Origin of the sequence: Aneurinibacillus sp. XH2, from assembly GCF_001439585.2 — a bacterium.
Classification (GTDB): Bacteria; Bacillota; Bacilli; order Aneurinibacillales; family Aneurinibacillaceae; genus Aneurinibacillus; species Aneurinibacillus thermoaerophilus.
On the sequence record NZ_CP014140.1, the window covers coordinates 822,494 to 846,995 of the forward strand.

The 24,502-nt window shown below is 45.6% G+C and carries 17 protein-coding genes and 1 other annotated feature; of the genes, 15 read left to right on the forward strand and 2 right to left on the reverse strand.

Going from position 1 to position 24,502, the window contains the following annotated elements; translation table 11 throughout:
* Window positions 1-17: 17 nt before the first annotated feature.
* The 5 genes from hemB (at window position 18) to ACH33_RS04010 (ending at window position 6,224) form a co-directional block, all read left to right on the forward strand.
* The gene (gene hemB / locus ACH33_RS03990; RefSeq protein WP_057897860.1) at window positions 18-1,001 is read left to right on the forward strand and encodes a porphobilinogen synthase; all 984 of its coding nucleotides are present in this window, start codon (window positions 18-20) and stop codon (window positions 999-1,001) included.
* 18 nt (window positions 1,002-1,019) lie between these two features.
* Window positions 1,020-2,309 (forward strand): glutamate-1-semialdehyde 2,1-aminomutase, encoded by a 1,290-nt coding sequence (hemL, locus tag ACH33_RS03995; protein WP_057897861.1) that lies wholly within the window; start codon window positions 1,020-1,022, stop codon window positions 2,307-2,309.
* 196 nt (window positions 2,310-2,505) lie between these two features.
* The gene (locus ACH33_RS04000; protein ID WP_057897862.1) at window positions 2,506-4,212 is read left to right on the forward strand and encodes a LysM peptidoglycan-binding domain-containing protein; all 1,707 of its coding nucleotides are present in this window, start codon (window positions 2,506-2,508) and stop codon (window positions 4,210-4,212) included.
* An 18-nt stretch (window positions 4,213-4,230) separates the two neighbouring features.
* Window positions 4,231-5,217, forward strand: coding sequence for a hypothetical protein (locus ACH33_RS04005; RefSeq protein WP_057897863.1), 987 nt, complete (start codon window positions 4,231-4,233; stop codon window positions 5,215-5,217).
* A complete protein-coding gene (locus tag ACH33_RS04010) occupies window positions 5,217-6,224 on the forward strand; it encodes a phosphotransferase (protein WP_057897864.1) in 1,008 nt (335 codons plus the stop codon). Before ACH33_RS04005 ends, ACH33_RS04010 begins: the two co-directional genes overlap by 1 nt.
* A 25-nt stretch (window positions 6,225-6,249) precedes the next feature.
* Here ACH33_RS04010 and ACH33_RS04015 read toward each other — a convergent pair whose 3' ends face one another.
* The gene (locus ACH33_RS04015) at window positions 6,250-6,432 is read right to left on the reverse strand and encodes a hypothetical protein (RefSeq protein ID WP_057897865.1); all 183 of its coding nucleotides are present in this window, start codon (window positions 6,430-6,432) and stop codon (window positions 6,250-6,252) included.
* 420 nt (window positions 6,433-6,852) lie between these two features.
* Between ACH33_RS04015 and ACH33_RS04020 the strand changes: the two genes are divergently transcribed.
* The 10 genes from ACH33_RS04020 to ACH33_RS04070 all read left to right on the forward strand — a co-directional run bounded on the left by ACH33_RS04020 (window position 6,853) and on the right by ACH33_RS04070 (window position 22,500).
* Window positions 6,853-8,235 (forward strand): cbb3-type cytochrome c oxidase subunit I, encoded by a 1,383-nt coding sequence (locus tag ACH33_RS04020; protein WP_057897866.1) that lies wholly within the window; start codon window positions 6,853-6,855, stop codon window positions 8,233-8,235.
* Window positions 8,236-8,255: 20 nt separating this feature from the next.
* On the forward strand, window positions 8,256-8,750 hold the full coding sequence (locus ACH33_RS04025) for a cbb3-type cytochrome c oxidase subunit II (protein ID WP_057897867.1): 495 nt from the start codon (window positions 8,256-8,258) through the stop codon (window positions 8,748-8,750).
* A 22-nt stretch (window positions 8,751-8,772) separates the two neighbouring features.
* Complete coding sequence (locus tag ACH33_RS04030) at window positions 8,773-9,195, forward strand: c-type cytochrome (protein ID WP_057897868.1); 423 nt, start codon at window positions 8,773-8,775, stop codon at window positions 9,193-9,195.
* Between the two features lie 320 nt (window positions 9,196-9,515).
* Window positions 9,516-10,724: an ABC transporter permease gene (locus tag ACH33_RS04040; RefSeq protein WP_057897870.1), complete on the forward strand. Its 1,209-nt coding sequence runs from the start codon at window positions 9,516-9,518 to the stop codon at window positions 10,722-10,724.
* Entirely contained in the window at window positions 10,724-11,395 is a 672-nt protein-coding gene (locus ACH33_RS04045) for an ABC transporter ATP-binding protein (protein WP_057897871.1), read from the forward strand. Before ACH33_RS04040 ends, ACH33_RS04045 begins: the two co-directional genes overlap by 1 nt.
* Before the next feature lie 155 nt (window positions 11,396-11,550).
* Window positions 11,551-11,780: a binding site (T-box leader), on the forward strand.
* 89 nt (window positions 11,781-11,869) lie between these two features.
* Complete coding sequence (locus ACH33_RS04050; RefSeq protein ID WP_057897872.1) at window positions 11,870-14,530, forward strand: valine--tRNA ligase; 2,661 nt, start codon at window positions 11,870-11,872, stop codon at window positions 14,528-14,530.
* Between the two features lie 7 nt (window positions 14,531-14,537).
* Entirely contained in the window at window positions 14,538-15,866 is a 1,329-nt protein-coding gene (locus tag ACH33_RS04055) for a bifunctional folylpolyglutamate synthase/dihydrofolate synthase (protein ID WP_082705883.1), read from the forward strand.
* Entirely contained in the window at window positions 15,859-17,274 is a 1,416-nt protein-coding gene (gene murC / locus ACH33_RS04060) for a UDP-N-acetylmuramate--L-alanine ligase (protein ID WP_236781961.1), read from the forward strand. The genes ACH33_RS04055 and murC overlap by 8 nt, the downstream gene beginning before the upstream one ends.
* 176 nt (window positions 17,275-17,450) lie before the next feature.
* On the forward strand, window positions 17,451-19,403 hold the full coding sequence (locus ACH33_RS04065; protein ID WP_057897874.1) for a methyl-accepting chemotaxis protein: 1,953 nt from the start codon (window positions 17,451-17,453) through the stop codon (window positions 19,401-19,403).
* 202 nt (window positions 19,404-19,605) lie between these two features.
* Window positions 19,606-22,500 carry an Ig-like domain-containing protein gene (locus tag ACH33_RS04070; protein ID WP_057897875.1) on the forward strand — a complete coding sequence of 965 codons (2,895 nt, stop codon included), beginning with the start codon at window positions 19,606-19,608 and terminating at the stop codon, window positions 22,498-22,500.
* 10 nt (window positions 22,501-22,510) lie between these two features.
* Here ACH33_RS04070 and ACH33_RS04075 read toward each other — a convergent pair whose 3' ends face one another.
* The gene (locus ACH33_RS04075; protein ID WP_057897876.1) at window positions 22,511-24,499 is read right to left on the reverse strand and encodes a hypothetical protein; all 1,989 of its coding nucleotides are present in this window, start codon (window positions 24,497-24,499) and stop codon (window positions 22,511-22,513) included.
* Window positions 24,500-24,502 lie beyond the last annotated feature (3 nt).

Below are 24,502 nucleotides of genomic sequence, written 5' to 3' on the forward strand. Positions count from 1 at the left end.
CGAAGGAGGATGGAATGATGTCTTTACATTTTCAACGCCATCGCCGTCTGCGTACAACAGCCGCGATGAGGAATCTTGTCCGCGAGACGTATTTGCATACGAATGACTTTATTTATCCGTTATTTGTTGTGGAAGGCGATAATATAAAACATGAGATCTCTTCCATGCCGGGCGTGTTCCATTATTCCTTAGACCGCCTTGAAGAAGAAGTTGCTGAAGTGGTGGAGCTGGGAATTCAGTCGGTGATAGTATTTGGTGTGCCGAACCATAAAGATGAATGCGGGTCAGAGGCTTATGCGGAAAATGGTATCGTGCAGCAGGCGATTCGAAAAATTAAACAGTGGGCACCGCAACTTGTGACGATGGCCGACACTTGCCTGTGTCAGTACACTGAACATGGCCATTGCGGTGTGGTGCGCGATGGTTATGTGGATAACGACCCGAGTTTGGAATTGCTTGTAAAAACGGCGGTTTCCCAGGCGGCGGCTGGCGCTGATATGATCGCGCCTTCCAATATGATGGACGGGTTTGTTGCAGCAATTCGGCAAGGACTTGATGAAGCTGGTTTTATCAATACGCCGATTATGTCGTATGCCGTCAAATATGCTTCCCAATTCTATGGACCGTTTCGTGATGCCGCACATTCCGCGCCGCAGTTCGGCGATCGTAAAACGTACCAGATGGATCCGGCCAACCGTCGCGAAGCGCTGCGTGAGGCGGCTTCCGACGTGGCAGAAGGAGCGGATATGCTAATGGTGAAACCGGCGATGGCTTACATGGATATTATCCGTGAAGTAAAAGACAGCTTTGACCTTCCTGTGGCAGCTTACAATGTAAGCGGTGAGTATTCTATGATTAAAGCGGCGGCTTTGCGAGGCTGGGTTGATGAGAAGGCTATTACGCTTGAACTGCTCACCGGACTGAAGCGTGCTGGTGCTGATATGATTTTAACGTATTCAGCGAAAGATGCGGCCCGCTGGTTGAAGGAAATAGATAAATAATAACAGGGGGGCATGACAATGCATAAAGTGTACAACAAATCAATCGAAAGTTTCGCCGAAGCAAAAAAATATATGCCGGGCGGAGTAAATAGCCCTGTACGCGCTTTCAAATCGGTTGGCATGAACCCGGTGTATATGGAGCGTGGTGTCGGTTCAAAAATTTATGATGTGGATGGAAATGAATACATTGACTATGTATGTTCTTGGGGTCCATTGATTCTGGGGCATTGCCATCCAGCAGTGCAGGAAGCACTCAAAGAAACGCTGGAAAAAGGCACAAGTTTCGGTGCACCGACTGTGCTTGAGACGGAGATGGCCAAGCTTGTATGCGAAATCGTGCCCTCCGTGGAAGTTGTGCGTATGGTTAATTCTGGAACAGAAGCGACGATGAGCGCGCTTCGCTTGGCGCGCGGGTACACGAAGCGTGATAAAATTATGAAGTTTGAAGGATGTTATCATGGACATGGCGACAGTTTGCTTATCAAAGCCGGTTCCGGTGTAGCAACGCTAGGATTACCGGACAGTCCGGGTGTACCTGCTTCCCTGGCAGCCAACACCATTACGGTGCCGTATAATGATTTGGAAAGCGTAAAATTAGCATTTGAGCGTTTTGGACATGAATTGGCGGCTGTTATCGTCGAGCCAGTAGCGGGCAACATGGGTGTCGTTCCGGCGCTGCCGGGCTTTTTGGAGGGGCTGCGTAAACTGACAAAAGAATATGGAACGATATTAATTTTTGATGAGGTTATGACCGGATTCCGCGTGGCGTACAACTGCGGCCAGGGTCGTTTCGGCATTACGCCTGACTTAACGACGATGGGAAAAGTAATCGGCGGGGGTCTTCCGGTCGGTGCGTACGGCGGCAAGGAAGAAATCATGCGCCAAATTGCACCGGATGGTCCCGTGTATCAGGCAGGTACATTGTCGGGAAATCCGTTGGCAATGGCAGCCGGTTACGCGACATTGAAAGAACTCAGCAAGCCAGGTGTGTATGAAGAGTTAGAACGTAAGAGCGCCCGTCTGGAAGAAGGCATTGCCGCTAACGCGAAAGAACTGGGTATTCCAATCCATATCAACCGCGTTGGCTCTATGATAGGCGTCTTCTTTACCGATCAGAAAGTAATCAACTATGAAACGGCAAAAACGTCTGACCTGGATCGTTTCGCCAAATACTTCCGTCTGATGCTAGAAGAAGGCATTTCGCTACCGCCGTCACAGTTTGAAGGGATGTTTGTATCTACGGCCCACACGGACGAAGATATTGAACGGACGATTGCAGCGAACTACAATGCGTTGAAGCAACTATAATTCGATGTGCTAAATACCTGAGACCTTTTCGGTTTCGGGTATTTTTTTATATGTTTATGGCTTTCTTTCGTTTTATGATGCTGTGCGAAAACAGTATTTTGTCGTGTAAAAGTTTCCGTAGGAAATGAGCATATCCCTCTTTTTTTTTCTATATATTTTAAGGAAAGCAATTTAGAGGAGGGAGGATTTCATCAACATGCAAAACAATCGAGCCGCCATTTTGACGTTTCCGGTGCAACATTCGGTTTTTATTTCTCCTGATCAGAGTGAAATTGAACAAATTGATGAGATAGAATTGACACCTCACATTCAAATTCAGGAAACGGTGGATGAGGTTATCGTTTCAGGTTATCTGAAATTAGAAGGGAAATATGTCGGAAAACCGCCCAAATTTCCAGATATTCCATCGAATGAAAAGGAAATGCCTGTAACTGGTTACGTGGATTCTGTTGTATTTAATCCATTTTCTATGAACCCGGACGATTTTGAAGAGGAGAGTGAACGAACCACATTTATAGAAAAAATTCCGGTTCACATTTGCATTGCGCGCAGCAAAATCGAAGACATAGAGCAAATGTATGCTTCGATTTTGTCCTTTGACTATGAAATCCAATCCACACGCAAATTATCTATTATCGCCGAATTGGCATTGAACGGGGTAAAAAACGCAGGTTTCGCAAGCTCTGCCACTGAAGAAACAAAACTGTTGCAAACGAAATTTGAGTATGTTGCTTCCCATCAAGAAGCCGAAGAGACGCAAGAAAGCGAGGCATCATCCCGTCCAGCTGATGACAAAGGAGAAGAAGATTCCACGCAATCTGAGGCCACCCCTGCGATATTCATTCCAAAAGAAGAACAAGCTATAGCAGAAACGGATAAGGAAGATGATGTTGTACAGGAAACAGATGCCGCGGCTCCTCCCCAACCGACTATCCAATCAGTAAAGATGGAAGAAGGAAGAAAAGACGAGGAGATAACTGAACCATCAGTCGAAGCCAAGATGATGAAAGAACAGCCGGTTCAGGCAGAGGCGGTGAAAGCGGAAGAGCAGCCGGTTCAGGCAGAGGCGGTGAAAGCGGAAGAGCAGCCGGTTCAGGCAGAGGCGGTGAAAGCGGAAGAGCAGCCGGTTCAAGCAGAGGCGGTGAAAGCGGAAGAGCAGCCGATTCAGGCAGAGGCGGTGAAAGCGGAAGAACAGCCGATTCAGGCAGAGGCGGTGAAAGCAGAAGAACAGCCGGTTCAGGCAGAGGCGGCGAAAACGGAAGAACAGTCGGTTCAGGCAGAGGCGGTAGAAAAGACTATACAAGCGAATGGAACGGAAGAAGAAGCAAGGTCACACACGCCGGAAACGAAACAACAAGAAACGGATGTACAAAGTACAGAAACAGAGGCAGAGCTTACCGAAGAGTCTGCATCCGTGACTGTGCCCGATGTTCAAAGCAAGGCGCACGACGAATGTAATGAAGAAAAAGAGAACCGCGCCGAAGAAAGAGAAGAAGCAAAAGTATCCATTACGTTGAAAGGTACAAAACGTGACCCGGTTACCGTTACGACGCCATTTTTGTCTTCTTATGGACAGCGTGGAGAAAATGAAGCAATAGAGAGAAGTGCCGAAGAGGAAGAAGCGGTTGAAGAAGTAAGGGACGAAGAAGAAGCGCCAGGGGAAGAAGAAGAAACACTAGAAGAGGACAAAAAAGGCAGCGCGTTTTATTTGATGTCGTTCATGAAGCAAAAGGAAGAGAAGTTTACTCGTTTAAAAATGTGCATTGCACAACAGGATGAAACGTTAGAGGAGATTGCGGAAAAATACAATGTAAGTGTGATAGATATCGCTCAAGCGAACGGATTGCATTCAAGCGCAACCGTAGCGAAAGGGCAAGTTCTTTACATTCCTGTTAAAGCTTAGCGGCAGAGGGGGAGAAAGATGAAACTGCAACATGAGACATTACGCAGTCATCTGGAAGAATACCCTTTTGCTGTTATTGAAGTGAAGCAGGAAAAGAACGATTGGTATGTGCTATCCGACAGAGGCAAAAAGCGTATCACTTATTGCACAGATGAAAACTTGCTACGTTGGTCGCATCATTGGCGCGAGTGTTTGGCTGCCAGTGGATTCCGGTATGTGGAACGTTATATAGCGACAAGGAGCGGCACGCATTGGATTTCTGATGATACTGGTTGCTATGCGTTGTCCGATTACTGGGAAAAGGACGATTCGTGGGTAAGGCATCCGTTCTGGCAGATGGAAGGATATTCTGTGCTTGGTATGCTTCTTGCCCGTATTCATGCCTGCTCTGACTACAAAATCAGGATCGTTCCCGGACGCTATTGCACAAAAGGAATACTTACTGAAGCAGCCTTAAGGAATAGTTATCGTTATCTGGATACTATAATGCAAAATCTTTATAACAGGAAAAGCGCTGAGGAAAAATGGCTATTTTACAATCTCTCCCGCACAGTGGAAAGGGTGAGGATGGCGGAGGCATTATACGTAGCAAGCGGGGTGGAACATGATGCAACCCCGCTTTCGTTTGCGTATATGGAGCTGGCTTCTCTTGTGCGCTGGGAAGGAGTATGGTACATTACCGGACTGCATGCACCCGTGCTTGCGCGGCGACATGAAGATACGCTTTCATTGCTTGAGCAAATCTGGCGTGCAGGCGGGGCGGACGGTGTGCAGGCGTTTCTTTCCGCATACGCGGATGAGCGTAGGTTGACAGTAGAAGAAAGAAATTATTTGCTTTCACTGCTGGCTTATCCATTACCTGTTTTATTGCGAATAAAAAGCGCAACCTCCCTGAAAGATGAACAAGAAAGCATTGCTACCGGCTTTCGGCTGCAATATCAAAGGGAACAATTGCTTGCATGTGTAATGGAAATGCACGGGTTATGCGGGGAGGGAAGCGACTGATGGAAAACATAGAGCAGCGGACAAAGCATGTATTACATGAATATGATTTACGCCTGCATAATCTTGTCCAGGAGGGGCAAAACCGCTGGAAAGCGGAAACAGACTGCGGGAGTTTTTGGCTTGAGGTAACGCATGAACACCCATTGCAGCTGAACTTTGTCGCTTCTTGGCTTCGCTATCTTTCGGCGCGCGGTGTGCGAAGCGTGATTCCTTTTTGTCTTACGAAATACGGAGAGCCCTGCGTGGTTACGTATGAAGGAACGTATTTGCTGCTTCCCTGGATTGAACAGATAGCTATGATCAAAGATTTGCCGGATTGGGATATAAAAGTATTAAAAGAGATGGCACGCATTCATAAAATAAGTGCGGAGGCCGGGGAACAATGGCGGGGATATGCTCCGGTTTCGCTTAGACAAGTTCGGCAGCGATGGGAAGAAGGAATCGCGAGAATCGAAGAGATAGCAGAAGCCGGAGGAAAAAGAAAGACTGCTTCCGCGTTTGAAAGAGCAGTAAGAAATAGCGCGGAGCAGGTTCGGCAATTTGCCGAGTGGGGCATACAGGAACTGGAGAAGGTGGCCGTGAGTAGCGATGTTTTACATTTATCCCGCGCCCTGTGTCACGGACGCGTCCATAGCAGGAATATTCTTGTCGGAGCCGGGCGACAGATCTATTTTATCAATTTTGAGCGTGCTAATTTCGATACGCCGGTGCGGGATGTAACGCTATTTTTCCGCCGTTATGGACCTGCTTGGGAATGGCGGAAAGGAAAGGGGAGGGAGTGGCTGTACGCCTACGAATCGGAGAGATGTCTTACGAAGGGAGAGCGAAGACTTCTAGCGTGTTATCTTATGTATCCGGAGCGGCTGATGGAACTTGCGCGCAAATATGTGCGCGCTTCAAAGGAACGGCGAGAGCAAATGGAACAACAACAAGTCCTAGCATGGAAGAAGCATCTCCGGCTTTTGCCGAAGATGCATGAGTTCGCTTTGGGAATCGAACAAAATTGAGCCGCAAACAAGCGACGGTTGCGGCTCATATATAATCAAGTAAAATGGCGGCGTATATCAGAATAAGTAGCGACAGCAGCACCACATCAAATGAAGTTGGAAACAGGATCGTGCGAATGAATTGGAACACGATAAAAGGAATAATGAGCTGCAAAGCACCGAAGCGAATTTTTAGATAGAACGGGTGGTAACGCCAGCGTCCTTTCATTTTTGCTAGGCTCCTTTCCATGCTTTTTCCTGCTTCCAGTATACGTCTCTTTCTAATAATAGGTGCGCGTCTACCGTTACTTTCCTAATACTACAAAGAAAAAAGAGGAGCAAATAAGGCTCCTCTTTTTATAGTATATATAATTCAAATTTTTGTAACGAAGTTGACAAATTTTTTTGATAAATGATCGTTGATCCCGAGAAGTAGGCGATATATCCTAAAATCGTAGCAGGGAGTAGTCACTAAGATATACTTTAACAACATTATCTCATTGTTTAACTTGTATGTCAAGTTAAAACTATCCTTATATTGTTAAATTCCATTATTTATATTTTGTGGGGGTTTTAGTATGTTGTGAAGGAAGAGGTACTTTTTAAGCACAAGGTAATTTCTTAAACAGTAGAGGGGGAGGTTGATAACATGTTAAGTAATGCTCCATTCAGTAGCGCGAAGAATTTCTGGTACAGTGCGATGTTCTGGCTCATCATTTCAATGATCGCCGGGCTTGTTGTGGCGATCAAGCAAATTTACCCTGACTTTCTGTACTTCCCAGGGGCGGATGCTCTTAATTTCGCGTTAACTTACGCACACATCCGCATCATCCATACGAACGGGGTTTTGCTCGCATGGTTGTCCATGGCGATGGTCGGCGCTATGTTTTACATTATTCCGAAGCTTACGCGCACGCAGCTGTGGAGTGAAAAATTGGGCAACATAACGTGTCTGATTTGGAACCTGGCGATCGCTACAGCTGTTGTCGTTATCTGTATGGGATATTCTACCGGCGTGGAATATGCGGAGCTGCCGTTATTCCTTGATGTGGGCGTTGTTCTTTTGTGTGTGCTGATATCGGTTAACCTGTTTATGACGATTGCGAAACGCCAGGAGAAACAGTTATACGTTTCGATTTGGTATTTTATCGGCTCTTTGATCTGGTTGCCGCTCGTTTATACGGTCGGCAATATCCCATCTTCCCTTATTGGCGGCGCCGCGCAAGCCAACATGAACTGGTTCTATGGACATAACGTTCTTGGTTTATGGTTTACAACAGTGGGGATAGGTCAAATCTACTACTTACTGCCGAAATTAACAGGTAAACCGTTATACAGCCATAAGCTTTCACTTATCGGTTTTTGGACAATTGCCACGATTTATGTGTGGAACGGCCCCCATCATCTGGTAAACGGTCCAATCCCGGTATGGTTGATGAAAGCGGGCATTATTCCTTCCGTTCTTTTAATTATTCCGGTTTGGACAGTGCTTGCCAACGTATTTGGTACAATGCGTGGCATGTGGTACAAAGTATCCGAAGACGTAAACATGAAGTTTCTTATTACGGCTTCCATTTTCTATTTGATGGCGTGTTTGCAGGGGCCTTTTCAATCATTGATGCAGGTAAGCGCAGTCGTTAAATTTACGCACTGGGTTGTCGGTCACGCGCATATGGCTCCATTTGCTGCTTTCTCATTTGTTTGCTTTGTGACGATTTATTATGCCATCCCCCGCCTGACGGGCCGCAACATTTATAGCAAAAGATTAATGAATCTTCATTATTATTTTTCTGTTATCGGCTTTTTGATGTTTGCTTTCACGCTCTGGATTGCGGGCGTTATTCAGGGTTTTGCGTGGATGGAGGGAAAACCATTCATGGAAACGGTTCAGTCCGTGCGTTCGCTTATCATCTGGCGGGCGATTGGCGGCACGATGATGATTATCGGTCAGTTCTTCTTCGTATTTAACATTTGGAAAACCGTGAAGTCCGGTACGAAATTTGCGACGGGGAAAGAACGTGTCGTTGCTTAATTTACGACAGGGAGGGGACGATGGTGGAAAGAAATGCATTAGCTATTTATCTTGCTGCGATTGTGCTTTTTATGATGGGGACGTTTGCGACGATTATCTTGCCGTTTTTCGATAAAGAGATGATGATGCCAACAGCGAATGCGGAAGCGCGCGATTACGCGCCGGATTCTCCAGAGGCGAAAGGGCGCCAAGTATATATTGAGAATGGATGTAATACCTGTCATACACAGGTGGTCCGTCCGGTGAAGGCCGATTTGGCGATGAATATTGGACCTGTAACTGTACCTGGTGATTACGCAAATGACCGCCCACATTTATTCGGTTCTAACCGCACAGGCCCGGATTTGATGTGGGTGGGCGCACGCACAAGCAAAGAGTGGCATATCGAACATTTGAAAAATCCGCAAAAAATAGTCCAAGGTTCCATTATGCCTAAGTATGATTATTTGAGTGATGAGGATATGAATAATCTTGTTGCGTACTTGATGAGTTTGAAGCCGGCTCCGGCGAAGTAACCGGGGAGGAGGAGGCGATAATATGTCTGATAAGCACAAAAATCATGAACAGCACGAAGAGCATTATGATGAAGTCATGGGAATGAAGCAAGGACACGGAAAAGTACCTCGTTTCCTAATTATTACGTATGCCGTGTTAGCCGTTTGGGCTGTCGGGTATGCGCTGACCGCCAAAGGGATTGATGAACGTCCGGCCGGTGGAGAAGCGGCACAGGGCGTAAGCGTGGAAAAAGGAAAAGGACTTTCCGGACAGTGTGTAGCTTGTCATGGTGCCGATCTGAAAGGCGGCATGGGGCCGTCTCTTTATGGCATAGTAGATAAGCTAAAGCCTGAAGGCGTGAAGGATGTTCTAACCAAAGGACGGGGCAGTATGCCAGCGTTGGGAGCTTCCTGGACGGAAGAGCAGAAGGATTCCATGGTTGAATTCCTGAAAACGTTGAAATAAATGAAAAAAGACCAGATAGGCCTTTTTCTGGTCTTTTTTGTTTTTCATAATCTCAGTGATATAATAAATGGAAAATATGAAAAAGAGTGGTGGGCAAGCATGCTGAACAGCGTACAGATTGTTTACTATATTCTCTGGTTTACGGTCATTGGAGGTCTGCTCTTCATGATGGTTAAAATCCTATCGTCGCGCGATTAACATAACAATTTGAGTGAATTTCATATTATACGTTTGGCTTGATAACGGCGGTTCAAAGCGGGTCGTATTACCGCATGAATATCGAGCGCCGAATGTGATGCATATAAGAGGTGCGAACAGCAATGAAGAAACTTTCCACGGTAGCCTGGCGTAGTCTTAAGCGAAAAATATCGCGCACCGTACTGCTTTCGGGAAGCGCTGCCATTACCGCTTTTATTTTGTTTGCAAGCTATTTTTTTGTTCTTTCTATGGAGCGAAGCATCGAAGCGAGTTCCAGCCGCTTGGGCGCCAGCTTAATGGTCGTGCCCAAGGGGTTCGGCGGTCAGGCAGGCGATATGATTATTTCCGGAACACCGACCAAATTTTATATGCCGGAAAGCATACTTGATAAAGTGCGTACCATCAGCGAAGTGGAAATTGCTTCTCCTCAGCTTTATCTGGAAACCGTTTCGACGGTATGCTGTCAGACGGCAGGGAATTTTCCGGTAGTCGCCTATGACCCAGAAACTGATTTTACGCTGAAAAATTGGACAGCCGCAGACAAAAAAGTAGGGAAATATGATCTAATTGCAGGCGCGGAGGCGGGCGGCAAAAATTACATTTACCACTTTGACAATGAATACATGCAGGAATGGATTACGCTTTTTGGTAAGGATTTTATATTAAAAAACATGATTTTCCCTACGGGTATGGGAACGGACAGGACGCTGTTTATTACGCTGGATGCGGCGCGCGAACTAAATCATAAAGACAGCAAGCTTGATTTTCCGGAAAACTCTATTTCTATTATCCTTGTAAAAACAAAACCAGGAATGGAGGAATTTGTAAAGCGTCAAATTGAGCGGATGAACTTGGAAGTTGATGTGGTTAAAGGGAGCGGATTGCAAGAAACGGTAAACAAACAGATTTTTCCCGTGAAAATGATGAGCTATATGATGATTGGTCTTGTGCTTATTATGAGCGCACTGCAAGTAATGACCATGTTTACCGCGCTTATTAGCGAGCGTCGGAAAGAAATCGGCATGCTGCGTGCCATGGGTGCTTCCCGCGCTGTTACGTTCCGCTTACTGTTGATGGAAGCAGGTTTTGCCTCCGTGATCGGAGCGGCCATTGGCTCTTTACTGGCTGGCGCGGCTTTGTACGATAATCGGATTTTACTTTTGCAACTGTTACAGTTACCGATGCTGTTTCCTGATTGGGTGACCGGCTTTTTTATCGGCGCGGGCACAACGGCGGCAACGGCGCTGATTGCGGTGCTGGCTGCGTTCTTCCCCGTGCGCTCTACGTTAAAGCTACAGCCATATGAAGCGATTCGGGAGGGGGAGCAATAATGATTTCGCTTGAGAATATTCATAAAACATACCGCATCGGGCGCGAGCGGAAAGTTCATGCCCTTAAGGGCATAAGCGAAACGATTCATGCCGGCGAATTTGTCGCGGTTGTCGGACCTTCCGGTAGCGGGAAATCGACGTTTCTTGCGATAGCAGGACTTCTGGAGCGTCCGACAGAAGGGACGGTGCGTTTCGATGGCAAAGACGTTACCGGTTTGAGCGACAAGGAACGGACGCGCATCCGGGCAGAACAATGTGGCTTTGTGTTTCAGTTTCCAAGCCTTATCCCGACATTGAATACGCTGGAAAATGTACTTCTGCCGAAAACATTGTGCCGCACATACAAAAAAAGCGATGAAGAATGGGGACGGAATTTGCTTGCACGGGTAGGGCTGGACGATAAGCTGGACAATTTACCTTATCAATTGAGCGGGGGCGAACAACGAAGGGTTGCACTTGCCCGCGCGCTCATAAATAAGCCTGACGTGATTTTTGCGGATGAACCAACAGGGGCGGTTGATGAATATAATGCTATTATCATCATCGAACTTTTCAAAGAATGGAACGCTCAGGGCAGAACGGTCATTATGGTGACACACGATATGAAATTAGCTGCTGAAGCCGGTCGTATTATCCAATTAGAGCAAGGACGATTAAAAATCTCTATATGAAATGAATAGCAGAAGCTCTGTCATTTTGCTTTCCTTGTCAACAAAAAACGGCTTCATGTAAAAAAGGCAACAAGCACGAAAAAAAGACGGTGACAGCTTCGTATTGACTATTTTCTCACAAACTGGGTACAATGAATAATAAGTTTATAGCGATAGAATCAGCGATGAAGAGGAAGAGTATATTAGGATGCCATACCAGAGAGTGGGCCAGCGGTGGAAGGTCTGCATGGAAGTACTAATAGAAGGTAGCCTTGGAGCTGTCTGCCTGAACAGATAAGTAGGGTAGACCGGGATATCCCGTTATCATGAGAAAGCGAGCCGGCATGTAAAAAGCACGTGCAGGCTAACAAAGGTGGTACCGCGAACAAACTCCTTCGTCCTTTGGCTGGGCAGGGAGTTTTTTTTCATGTAGCAGAAGATTTTAGGTAAGCTTTCTATACTATTTATTTGGAATTTTTGATGGAGGTATTACGTATGTCGAATCAGCACAATCAAACTGAAATGCCGACGAAATATGAACCGAAACAGACGGAAGCGAAATGGTATCCGTTCTGGCGCGACAATGGCTATTTTAAAGCGGAGTGCAATCCGAAGAAACAGCCGTTCACGATTGTGATTCCGCCGCCGAACGTAACCGGGAATCTGCATATCGGCCACGCGCTGAACAATACGTTACAGGATATTATGATTCGTTTTAAAAGAATGCAGGGCTATAATGCGCTCTGGTTGCCTGGCATGGACCACGCCGGTATCGCGACGCAGGCACGCGTGGAAGGCAAACTGCGCGAAGAAGGTGTAACACGTCATGAATTGGGCCGCGAAAAGTTTGTGGAAAAAGTGTGGGAATGGAAAGAACACTATGCGAATGTGATTCGGGAACAGTGGACAAAAATGGGACTTTCCCTCGACTACAGCCGCGAGCGCTTTACGCTTGACGAAGGGCTTTCCCGCGCGGTGCGCGAAGTGTTTGTACGCTTGTATGAAAAGGGCCTTATCTATCGCGGTAAATATATTATTAACTGGGATCCGATGACCCGTACAGCACTTTCCGATATTGAAGTGGAGTACAAGGATGTGCAGGGCGCGCTCTATCATATGCGCTATCCGCTTAAAGATGGCACAGGTTATATCGAGGTAGCAACGACTCGCCCGGAAACGATGCTTGGCGACACCGCAGTCGCTGTACATCCGGAAGATGAGCGCTATAAGCATCTAATCGGCAAGACGGTTATTCTTCCTATCGTTGGACGAGAAATTCCGATTGTAGCGGACGACTATGTGGACCGCGAATTTGGAAGCGGTGCCGTGAAAATTACGCCGGCTCACGATCCGAATGACTTTGAAATCGGACAGCGTCATAACCTGCCGCAAATCCTTGTCATGGACGAAGCGGGCAAAATGAATGAAAACGCGGGAGCTTATCAGGGACAGGACCGTTTTGAATGCCGCAAAAATATCGTGCGTGACCTGCAAGAACAGGGCGTACTGTTCAAAATTGAAGAACACACCCACTCTGTGGGGCACAGTGAGCGCAGCGGCGCAGTTATCGAGCCGTATTTGTCTACACAATGGTTTGTGAAAATGAGGCCGCTGGCGGAGCGCGCCATCGAGGCACAAAAGGTAAAAGAGGGCGTAACATTCGTGCCAGAACGCTTCGAAAAAATTTATTTGCACTGGATCGAAAACGTGCGTGACTGGTGTATTTCCCGCCAGTTGTGGTGGGGACACCGCATTCCGGCCTGGTATTGTGATGATTGCGGCGAAATGACGGTATCGCGCGAAGATATTCACAAGTGTCCGAAGTGCGGCAGTCAAAACATTAAACAAGATCCGGATGTGCTGGATACATGGTTTAGCTCGGCGCTGTGGCCGTTCTCGACGCTTGGTTGGCCGGATGAAACGGAAGACATGAAGCATTTCTATCCGAACGATGTACTTGTAACCGGTTATGATATTATTTATTTCTGGGTTGCACGTATGATTTTCACCGCGCTTGAATTTACGGATAAAAATCCGTTTAAGTATGTATTAATCACCGGTCTTGTGCGCGACGCAGAAGGGCGGAAGATGTCTAAGTCGCTTGGCAACGGGGTTGACCCGATGGAAGTTATCGACAAGTACGGCGCGGACGCGATGCGCTTTATGCTGGCGACAGGTTGCACACCGGGGAATGATCAGCGCTTCCGATGGGAACGTGTGGAAGCGGCGCGAAACTTCGCGAATAAGATTTGGAATGCGTCCCGCTTTGCGTTGATGAACATGGAAGGCTTTACGTATGAAGATATTGATGTGACCCGGAATCTTGGGATAGCAGATAAATGGATTCTGCACCGTTTGAATGAAACGATTAAAGATACGACCCGTTTGCTTGATAGTTTTGAATACGGTGAAGTGGGCCGCGTGCTGTACAATTTTATCTGGGATGAATTGTGCGATTGGTATATCGAAGTGGCGAAGCTTCCGCTGTACGGCGATGACGAAGCGGCGAAGAAAACGACGCGTTCGGTACTCGCATATGTGCTTGATCAAACGATGCGTCTTTTGCATCCGTTCATGCCATTTATTACGGAAGAAATTTGGCAGCATTTGCCGCATAAAGGTGACAGCTTAATTGTAGCCTCCTGGCCAGAATACAAGCCTGAGCTAGAAAATCCGGCGTCTGTGAAGCAGATGGAACTTTTGATGGATGTCATCCGCAACGTACGCAATATTCGCGCGGAAGTAAATGTACCGCTTAGCAAGAAAATTGAACTGTTTATCAAAGCAAACGACGAAGAAACGCTCAGCTATCTTGAGGATGGTAAAGCGTATATTGAGCGCTTCTGCAATCCGGATGTGCTGAAAATCGGAACGGATATTCCGGCGCCGGAAAAAGCGATGTCAGCCGTCGTAAGCGGGGCAGAATTGTACCTGCCGCTCGCAGGCTTGATTGATATTGAACAGGAAATCGCTCGCCTCGAAAAAGAATTGAAGGTATTGGACGCCGAAGTGGAACGCGTGCAGAAGAAACTATCCAACAAAGGCTTCGTAGAAAAAGCGCCGGCCCATATTATCGAACAAGAGCGGGCGAAAGAAGCGGACTATCTTGAAAAGCAAGCCAAAGTAAAAGCAAGAATCCAAGAGCTCAGAGGGTGATGGTACGTTGACTGCTAAGTCGTTAGAACAGGCCCTTTCCTGGCTGGCCGGACTGGAGCGCTTCTCCGTCCGGCCTGGCCTTGAGAGGATGGAATATATGATGGAGCGCCTCGGGCATCCCGAGCGTCGCTTAAAGTTTATTCATATTGCCGGCACGAACGGAAAAGGTTCGACTGCTGCTTTTTTACAATCGATCCTGCGAAAAGCCGGGCATGAAGTCGGACTTTTTGTATCGCCTTATGTTGTTTCTTTCCACGAGAGAATTCAGCACAATGGAGAACCGATTGCGCCGGAAGATCTGCTTGCGCTTATTGAAAGAATTCGCCCGATCGTGGAAGAGATGAAAGATGCAGCATGCGGCGCGCCAACGGAATTTGAAGTCGTTACTGCGCTGGCGCTCCTATATTTCGCTACAGTGTCGTACCCGGATATCGTAGTTTGGGAAACCGGCCTAGGAGGAAGGCTGGATTCGACAAATATTGTCCATCCGCTCGCTTGCATCATCACTAATGTCGGTTTTGATCATATGAATATACTGGGAGGGGATCTTCACGCTATTGCCCGGGAAAAGGCCGGGATTATCAAAAATGGTGTCCCGGTTATTACCGGGAAAATGTCCGAGGAAGCGCTGGAAGTAATCGAAAGCGTGGCCCGTGAGCGAAAAGCTTCGCTGTATCGGGAAGGCAAAGAATACGAAGCGGTGAGAATCCGAAAGGGAGACAAAGAAATTCTTGATTTTAGCGGCACGTTTGGCATTTATAATAGGTGCGAACTCGGATTGGTCGGCGAGCACCAGATGCATAACGCCGCTGTAGCTGTAATGGCCTTGCAGGTACTTTCCAATTATTTTGCTCTCTATGTAGAGGAGGAGCACATTAGAACCGGTTTGCGTGAAGCAAAATGGCCCGGCCGTTTTGAAAAGCTTGCCGAAAATCCGGATGTAATTTTAGATGGTGCGCATAATGTAGATGGAGTAAAAGCGCTTACAAAAACGTTGCAGGACTATTATCCGGGTCAAAAAGTTTCTCTTGTTTTTTCCGCGCTCGTCGATAAAAATTACACAGAGATGGCAGAACTGCTTGCCCCTCTGTGCAAACAGGTGTGGGTGACGAAAACTGACCATCCGCGAGCAGCTGAACCGGAGGCGCTCGCTAACGCGTTCCGAACCGCCGGGCCTGATCTGCCCATTTATGCTATAACAGAATGGCAGGAAGCCTGGAGACGGGCACTACATACGGTTCATGAGCAGGATGTGCTGCTTGTGGCCGGATCTTTATATTTTATTTCGGATATACGAAACGAGTGGAAAGAAAACAGGAAAGCTGGTGATGAATAAGATGGACACTCAGGTGGAAAAACAGCAGGAACACAAGCGAGAACATGTTCATTTTATTGGCATTGGCGGGTATGGAATGAGCGCTATTGCCCGTGTCATGCTGGATATGGGATGTCATGTCACGGGCTCGGATGTAGCTCGCAAAGAGCTGACAGATAAACTGCAGCAAAAAGGAGCTCGTGTGTTCATCGGTCATCAGGCGGAAAATATCACGGGCGCGGATTTGGTTATCTATTCGACGGACATTCCGCAGGAGAATGTGGAATTAATGGCTGCGAAAGAACAGGCGATTCCGCTCATTCATCGTTCAAAAATGCTGGCGCGGTTGTTGAATGAGAAAAAAGGCATTGCGGTGGCAGGTGCGCACGGAAAGACAACAACCTCGTCCATGATTGCACTGGTCATGGAGAAGGCTGAAATCGATCCGACGTATATTATCGGCGGTGAAATCATGGACATAGGAAGCAACGCGAAAGCGGGCAGAGGCGAGTTTGTCGTGGCGGAAGCGGATGAAAGCGACGGCACGTTCCTCGAGTACTTCCCGTATATTGCGGTTGTTACCAATATTGAGCCGGATCATCTTGAAAATTACGATGGAGACTTTGAAAATTTAAAAAAAGCGTATCGTCAATTTCTTTCTCAAGTGAAAGAGAACGGGGCAGCGGTTGTATGCATTGACGATCAATATGTGACGGAGATGATTTCGGAAAAGAAGGAAAATGTATCGTTTGTTACGTACGCGATTAACAAAGAAGCCGATTATACTGCAAGCAATATTGAGCCAGGCGACCGTACGATTTCGTTCGATGTGTTCCATCATGGAAAATTGCTAGGCAGGATGAAACTCTCAGTACCAGGGCTTCACAACGTATATAATGCGTTAGCGACGACAGCGGTGTGCATGCAGGCCGGATTAACGTTTGAGCAAATTGCGGAAGCGATTATATTGTTTCGTGGGGCGAAACGGCGTTTCCAAGTCATCGGAGAAGTTAACGATATTCTCGTAGTAGACGATTATGCACATCATCCGACTGAAATTGAGGCAACGCTGGAAGCGGCCCGTTCAACGAATCGTCGCATTATAGCGATATTCCAGCCACAACGGTATACACGCACATTCTTCCTGCTGGATGCGTTCAGCCAAGCGTTTGGCGATGCGGACGAAGTCATTATCGTTGATATTTATTCTCCAGCAAATGATCCGGAAATTGAAGGTGTAAGTGCTGCAAGGTTAGTAGAACGGATTAGGGAGAACAGCAACCCAAACGCCGCTTATATTCCGACAAAGGAAAAAGTAGTGGAGCGGTTGAAGCAAGCCGTGAAGCCAGGCGATCTTGTCCTTACTATGGGTGCAGGAGATATTTGGAAAGTTGCGGAACAGCTAGTAAAGCATTTAAAAGAAGCATAGATATTTTCCGTTTTGTAAAAAATACAATTTCTTAAAAACGATAAAGAGCCTTTTTTCACTTTTACGAGCTGAAAAAAGGCTTTTTCTGTGGATAGAAAAGTTGACAAGAGGGAATTTTTTAGTAAAATCTTCTCTGTCATATCATAAAAAAGTAACAAAGAAAGAGGGTTCAATACATGAGAAATGTCTCTGTAAAAGTGAGGTTGATCATTTCTTTTTTACTAATCGTATTTATTTCTACTAGTTGTTTAGGATTTGTATCGTATAACGTAGCGAAGAAAGAGGTTATGGAGCAAATTTTATATAGTGGCCAAGAGAGCAATAAAACATTGAATACGTTTGTTAACGGAGTCATATATCCACAGGTAAAAAACATTGAGTTTCTGGCACAAAACATCAACTCTGCTGAAGTTGGAACAGAAGGTTTAAGACAACGATTGAACGATTTTCAATCTGCTCATTCCGAGCTTATCAATGCATTTGTAGGAAACGAGAATGGCTCTTATGTAAATGCGCCTAATGTAAAAATGCCGGATGGGTATGATCCGCGTAAGCGACCCTGGTATAAGCAAGCGATGGAAAATAAAGGGGAAGTTATTATTACAAATCCTTATCAAGCCGTTTCCGTAGATGCTGTAGTGGTAACAATTGCTAAAACAACGAAGGACGGCAAGGGAGTCGTAGGCATTGATTTAAATTTAAACCATTTAACAGATGAAGTGAAAAAGGTAAGAATCGGGAAAGAAGGCTATGCCTTTATTCTGGATGAGCAAGGTGAGGTGATTGTTCATCCGCATGAAAAGTATGGGTCTAAAGTCTCGGGTGTACAATATGAAGAGATCATGAAACAAAATTCAGGGGAACTTACATACATGGAAGGCGAGGAACAGATGAACGCCGTATTTTCCGTCAATCCTTTGACTGGCTGGAAAATTGCAAGTGTAATGCCCGAGTCGGAAGCCGAGCAGGAAGTGGCACCTATTTTTTACACCACACTTGTAGTAGTGCTTGTGTTTTTCGTGTTTAGTTTATTGCTTGCGTATATTGTCATCCGTTCCATTACTCAGCCTTTGCAAGATTTGAGGAATGTCGCCGAAAAAGTCAAAGAGGGAGACTTAACGTCCAAAGTTCAAAGCAAGGGCCGGGATGAGCTAAGCGTAGTGGGAACCAGTTTTAATCATATGATCGATTCTTTGCATTCTGTTTTGCAAACGATTAGCGAGAAATCTCATCTGCTGGCTTCTTCTTCGGAACAATTAGCTGCAAGCGCAGAGCAATCAAGTCAGGCATCCGAACATGTGGCGGCGATGACGCAAGATATAACGGAAGAAACGATACAGCAGACGAAGAGCATCGAGAAAGCTTCTTTATCTGTTGATGAAATGTCGAGGGGGATTCAACAAATCGCCGGAAATTCCCAAACGGTTTCTCTTGCCTCTTCTGAAGCGTTGGAGCGGACGGAAAAAGGAAAACAGGCATTGCAAACGATCAATGAAAATATGAGCATGATTACCGATAAAGTAGGAGAATTGAGCAAAGTTATCGAACGCCTTAGTGAACGTTCTAACCAAATTGGCAAAATTGTTGAAGTGATTACGGAAATCGCTAACCAGACAAACTTGTTGTCGCTAAATGCGGCCATTGAGGCGGCAAGAGCTGGGGAGCAAGGAAAAGGTTTTGCGGTCGTCGCCGATGAAGTGCGGAGTTTGGCTGAGCAGTCATCAAATTCGGCAGAAAAAATCAAAGCGCTCATTGCTACCATTCAGCAGGAAATGAAATATGCGGTTCAGTCGATGACGGATAGTACAGATGTCGTACATAAGGGAATGAAAAATGTCCGCGAGGCAGACGAAGCATTTCGTTCGATTTTGCAGTCCATTACGGAAGTAACCACACAAGTTCAGGAAGTATCAGCGGCGGTGCAGCAAATTTCAGCCGGAGCGGAAGAAGTTATGCAAATCACGAAAAATGCCAAGTATTCTCAGGAACAAAACATGGAGAAAATGAGCAGCATTTCGAGCGCAATGGAAGAACAGCTTGCTTCCATGGAAGAGATTTATTCATCGGCCGCTGCGTTGTCAACGATCGCTGAAGAATTAAGAGATAATGTAGATAGGTTTAAAATGTGAAAAACCGGCCTTCTCTTGCCTTTACGACAAGAGAAGGCGTTTTTTATTCAAACTTTCGCGCTTCATTGTTGTTCCATTATTTCATAAATATGAAAGATAATATAAATGTATACACGGGAAAACAAAGTTGACAGTGATATGTATTGTGGTAAAATTTTCCCTGTTATATAGTAAAAATATAACAAGAGAGGGGAGGAAGAAGATGAGAAAAGCATTATCTATGGGACTGTTGTTTTGTATGATGTTTATGCTTTTTTTTACAAGCATTGGGAATGTTTCCGTACGTGCAGAAAATATTGCGGATAACGATGTAGCGTTCATGCAGTATAAAACGAAAATGCAGAAAGGGCACAAGGAAACGTTTACCGTCAATGTTGACCCGAGCAAGGCCGACGCCGTGCGCTGGTCGGTTTCCGATCCGAACGTTTTGCAGTTAAGTCATGACAGGGGGAATTCTGTTGAAGTGACTGCGCTGCAAGAAGGGAAGGCGACGATTACTGTATACTATGAAAAGGGAAGTAGAGGGGATCTTTCATTTCCTGAGCCTCCATCGAATGTAAAGAAAGAGAAACATTTAAAAGAATCCGGGAATCGTTCGCATCAGTATTCTTCCTTGTATGTGGAAGAAACGACAGAAATTAGCGGTAATGCTGATTTCACTGTAAACGATAATGGGTATTTTAGAGGAAACACCGCTATAAGCGGCAACCCTAAGGTGAACATCGGGAAAGATTCTTATTTTGAAACGGTGAAAATTAGTGATAACTCTACTACTACTGTTGGAGCAGATGCTTTTTTCTTTAAAAATCTTACGATTAGCGGGAATGCGGAGCTTACAATCGAAGGTGATGCTTATTTTTTGGATGATGTTGTAGTAAGCGGTCTTCCAAAAATTTGTGTGCGGGGAACCGTATATTATAAGAAAACAAAACCTAATGTTACATGTGCCAAAAACATTGAACCGATGGCTCAAACGAAGACTCTATCTGCAGCGATTACTGTAGAGGTAGGGCCGGCGGAGGAGCAATCACACATCGGACTGAATGGCACCATAGATCCGAAGCAGCAGACAATCGAGACGCAGGATGGGACGGCTGTAGGAGCCGTGAACGTTCAACTTACGCCGTACGGTAAGCCGACCGCCTCTGATTTGGTTCGTGAACCTGTCGATATTGTATTTGTGCTCGACCGCTCCGGTTCTATGGTAAGAAATGAAAACAAGATGGCGAAGGCGAAAGAAGCAACCAAGCACGCCATTGATTTGCTGGCCGATCACTCAGGCAGCAAAAGCGCAGATGATAGAATTGGGCTTGTTTCGTTTAGTACAGAGGCTGAAAAGCTAAGTGATTTAACTACTCATTTTGACACCGTAAAAAAGAGAGTGGAATGGGTTCATGCTGTAGGATGGACGAATTACTGGGCTGCCCTACATATGGCCAAGTCTATGTTTGCAAATAGTACGAACCGTAAGTATATTATCTTTTTAACCGATGGTGTTCCGACACACGGAAAGGGAAAAGATGGGGGAACAGAAGAATGGCAAATTGAAAAAGCGCTGCGGGATGCAGAGGAAGCAGCACGTGAACTGGCAGACAACTCGATTAAATTGTATTCGATAGGTTTTGGCAGAGATGTGCGCATGAAGAATCTAGAACGGCTTTCTTCTCTTACTGGCGGCGCTGCTTACGAAGGAACGATGGACAATTTAAAGTCCCTTTTCGCCCAAATTACAAATAAAATTAAGCAGATTTCCCTGGGGGAAGTCAAGGTGAAAGTGAAGCTGCCTTCTTCTGATGTACAGCTTGCGCCGGATACGGACGCAGTTGTTGATGAATCCGGCTATGTTACGATACGTTTCCCAGATGTGCCCTATACAGAGAATGGCCCTGCGATAGATGCGAACGAATTGAAAAAAGCGCTGAAATTGAAATTTTTAAAAGAAGGAACGTACTCTTTTACAGGTGTTTCTCTGTCATATAAAACGTTCAATGGCAATGTGGTAACGAAACCGTTAGAGGCGTTTACGATTACGGTCGTTCCGCAACGGATTCCGGTTAGCGGCATTGTCCTTAACAAGACAAAATTGGATATGGATATCGATCCTGACCCAAACACCGTTCCGGAAACGCATTGGACAGAACAATTAACTGCTGAAGTAAAACCGTCAAATGCTACGAATAAAAAGGTGATATGGAGTTCGACCGATGAATCGGTTGCTACGGTTGATGAAAATGGAAAGGTAACAGCCAAAGGAGTTGGAACCGCGCAAATTGTTGCCAGAACGGAGGACGGTGGCAAAGAAGCGCGCTGTAACGTTCATGTACGGTTGACGCCTTTATTTAAAGTAAAATCTGATGTAATCGGAGACAACGCATATGTGGTGATTCAGCCACAAAAAGATACAATCCTTCCGACAACGGCATGGTATGTTAAGGAAAAAGGCAAGTGGAAAAAGCTTACTGCAAAAAACGGATATTTTGAGAAGAAACAGATGGTCGTTGTTCTGGATAAAAAAGACGGTCAGCCGGTCAAGACCGATTTGGACATTTGGGCGGTTACATTAGATAAAACCGTGCAGGATGACAGCAACCCGGATGGTAGCAAAATACCTGAAGACAAACGACATGGTGAACGAAAAATAAGAAATGTGTTAGATCCAGAAGGAAATAAAATTGAAGATTATATAGAGCCGCTAGCGGAGATAGCAAAGTCACCGAAGGACAACCGCGCTGCCAGCGTGAAAGCAGGGTATAAGGTAAAGAAACTGCCCCAATTAGTACATTTGCGAATTGTAGATATGAGCATTATCCTGGAAAATACAAAGACGAAAAACACCCAATCGGTGCGACCGGAATTTACACCACCTAAAGAACTAAGTAAAGGCGATAAGGGGTGGGCTGTGCCGAAGCTTTTGAAAGCACCAAACGGCAAAACAGCAACGTATGATGTGAAAATAAAATTAATCATAACATTACAGTCTACCGAAGATTTTAATGTCGATAAAATTGATGCGGTAAAAGAAGAGGGATTGAAACAATTTACAGCGAGTAAAGATGCAGGAAAATTAACGATAAAAGGAACAGAAACTCTGCAATAAGAGGCAGCCGTTATCGGCTGCCTCCGTTTTTGCTCATTATGTCGATGTGCTCATTTCCTGCAATTTGTTTATATTGTGTGTCATATATGTCGATAAAGAAAGTGTCTCCCGCAGGCAATCCAGGTGTTTCCTGTTCAAAAATTCCCCGGTTAAATTGAATGCTCAAGTGAGAAGCGAGCTCTTCTGCCTCTCCTTCCCGTTTTGTATTTAATTCAATATAGCCTCCGCTTGTTCCGATTCCGCCTTTAATACGGTTTACCGATTCCACAGAGTAAATTTCCATTCCTTTTTCTGCTTTGTTGCTATCTGTGGCATCGGTTTCAGGTAAGGAAAAATCCGAATATAAAAAGGCGGACAGGTCAATGTCAGGTGTTGCTATCGGTTTTCCCTCATAACGGTTTGTCAGGATAACTTTTCCGGAAGCGATAATGGCCAAATTTTGTGTTCCCTGATTTGTCTTCTTCTGATTTGTCGCTTCACGAATTGTGACATTGCCGTCAACATAAATCGTACCTGTCATATCAATATCATTAACAATATCCAGATCTCCCTGAATGTAAATCGTGCCTTTATATGTGAAAGGTTCCCCTTCTTTTGTTGGCTCATCTGAAAATTGCCCTTTTTTTCCCATTTCGACTGTGACTTTATGTTCGGAAGGATTTTGCGGAACAATGAATAATTCTGAAACGTTATAGTCGTAAAGGGTTTTTCCCGTAAGCCGGACGGTTAAGGAAGGAGCCTCGATTTCCGGATCATTGGGCTTAGGCTGTCTTGATTCAATGAACATCCGCTCCTTTAGCTTCTTTTCATCTATTTTGCGTAAACCGTCCCCTTCTTCTTCGGAAGACAATGATGTTTCATCTACCACTTCATCAGGCTCCGGTGCGCCCTCTTTTCGTTCTGCTAGTTTCCTGTTTATATATTCACCAACTGTCTCATTATGAAATAGAGACAAAGACTCATCCTCTACGATTTCGATGACAGGCGGCTCCCAACCGGGCAGAAAAGGCTGCTTAGCTTGCAAATCAACGATATGAGAAGGAATGTCCCCCTGTGGCATAAAGATTTGCTTGGCTTTTAGCTCGTTTTTGGTCGTTTTTCGTTCCGCTTTATCCACCGGTGGAATGTTTTCTTTTTCAGGTGAATCCGTTTCTTTCGGGTAATTGGTTACATCATAGACACCTGCATCGTCCTGATCGGTAAGGAATACTTTTCCCTCGATGTACGTTTTGTTTGTCTCGTCCCCTCCGCTGTACCAATTGTTTTCTTTTTTATATCGGTATTGCTGGCTAGTGAGTACTTTGTTCGCCCGTACGTTTCCGATAATGTTGCTTCCTCCGAAAAAGCGTACCTCTCCCGGCGTGCTGATCGCATAATGGAATGGGCCGGGAACGGTATTAATATAAAACGTGGCTGTTATGTTTTCTAGCTTTTGGCCGTTCGGTTGAACCGTTCCATCCTTTTGCATAACAGCGCTCCCCGGCGGAATGCCAATAATAGAGACAGTAATTTTTCGCGAGTATGGTTGACTCGGTTCGGCGAATTTATCTTTGTACGGTATAGCAGCATAAGCGGTATATCCGATGGCAAACCCGCCTTCTTCTTGCTGTGGTAGCGGGATATATACATATTTTTTAATAGATTCTTCTGGTTTGTTAGAATCTAGCAAATCATTTTTCTTAGCTATTTTGTTTATGATCTCTATTATCTTATCATCATCACGCGGGTTCTCGAGCGCCTGTCTTACAGGATGGCTTGTGTTTTTTTCAAAAGCGCCTTCCTTTTGCGCTTGAGCCAGCTCTTTTTCCAGCGTTTCCCGAAAATAGAGCAGTCCGATTTCCGCCAGCATTTTCCCCTTGATTTCGTTGTCAGTAAATGTGCGAACTTTGCTCGATTGAAGCGTAACGCTCATAATTGATAAACCAAGTATGGCGAAACAAATTAAAATAAAAAAAACTGTTAACAGGGCGCCCCCTTGTTCCTCCTTAACTTTTTTCATTAC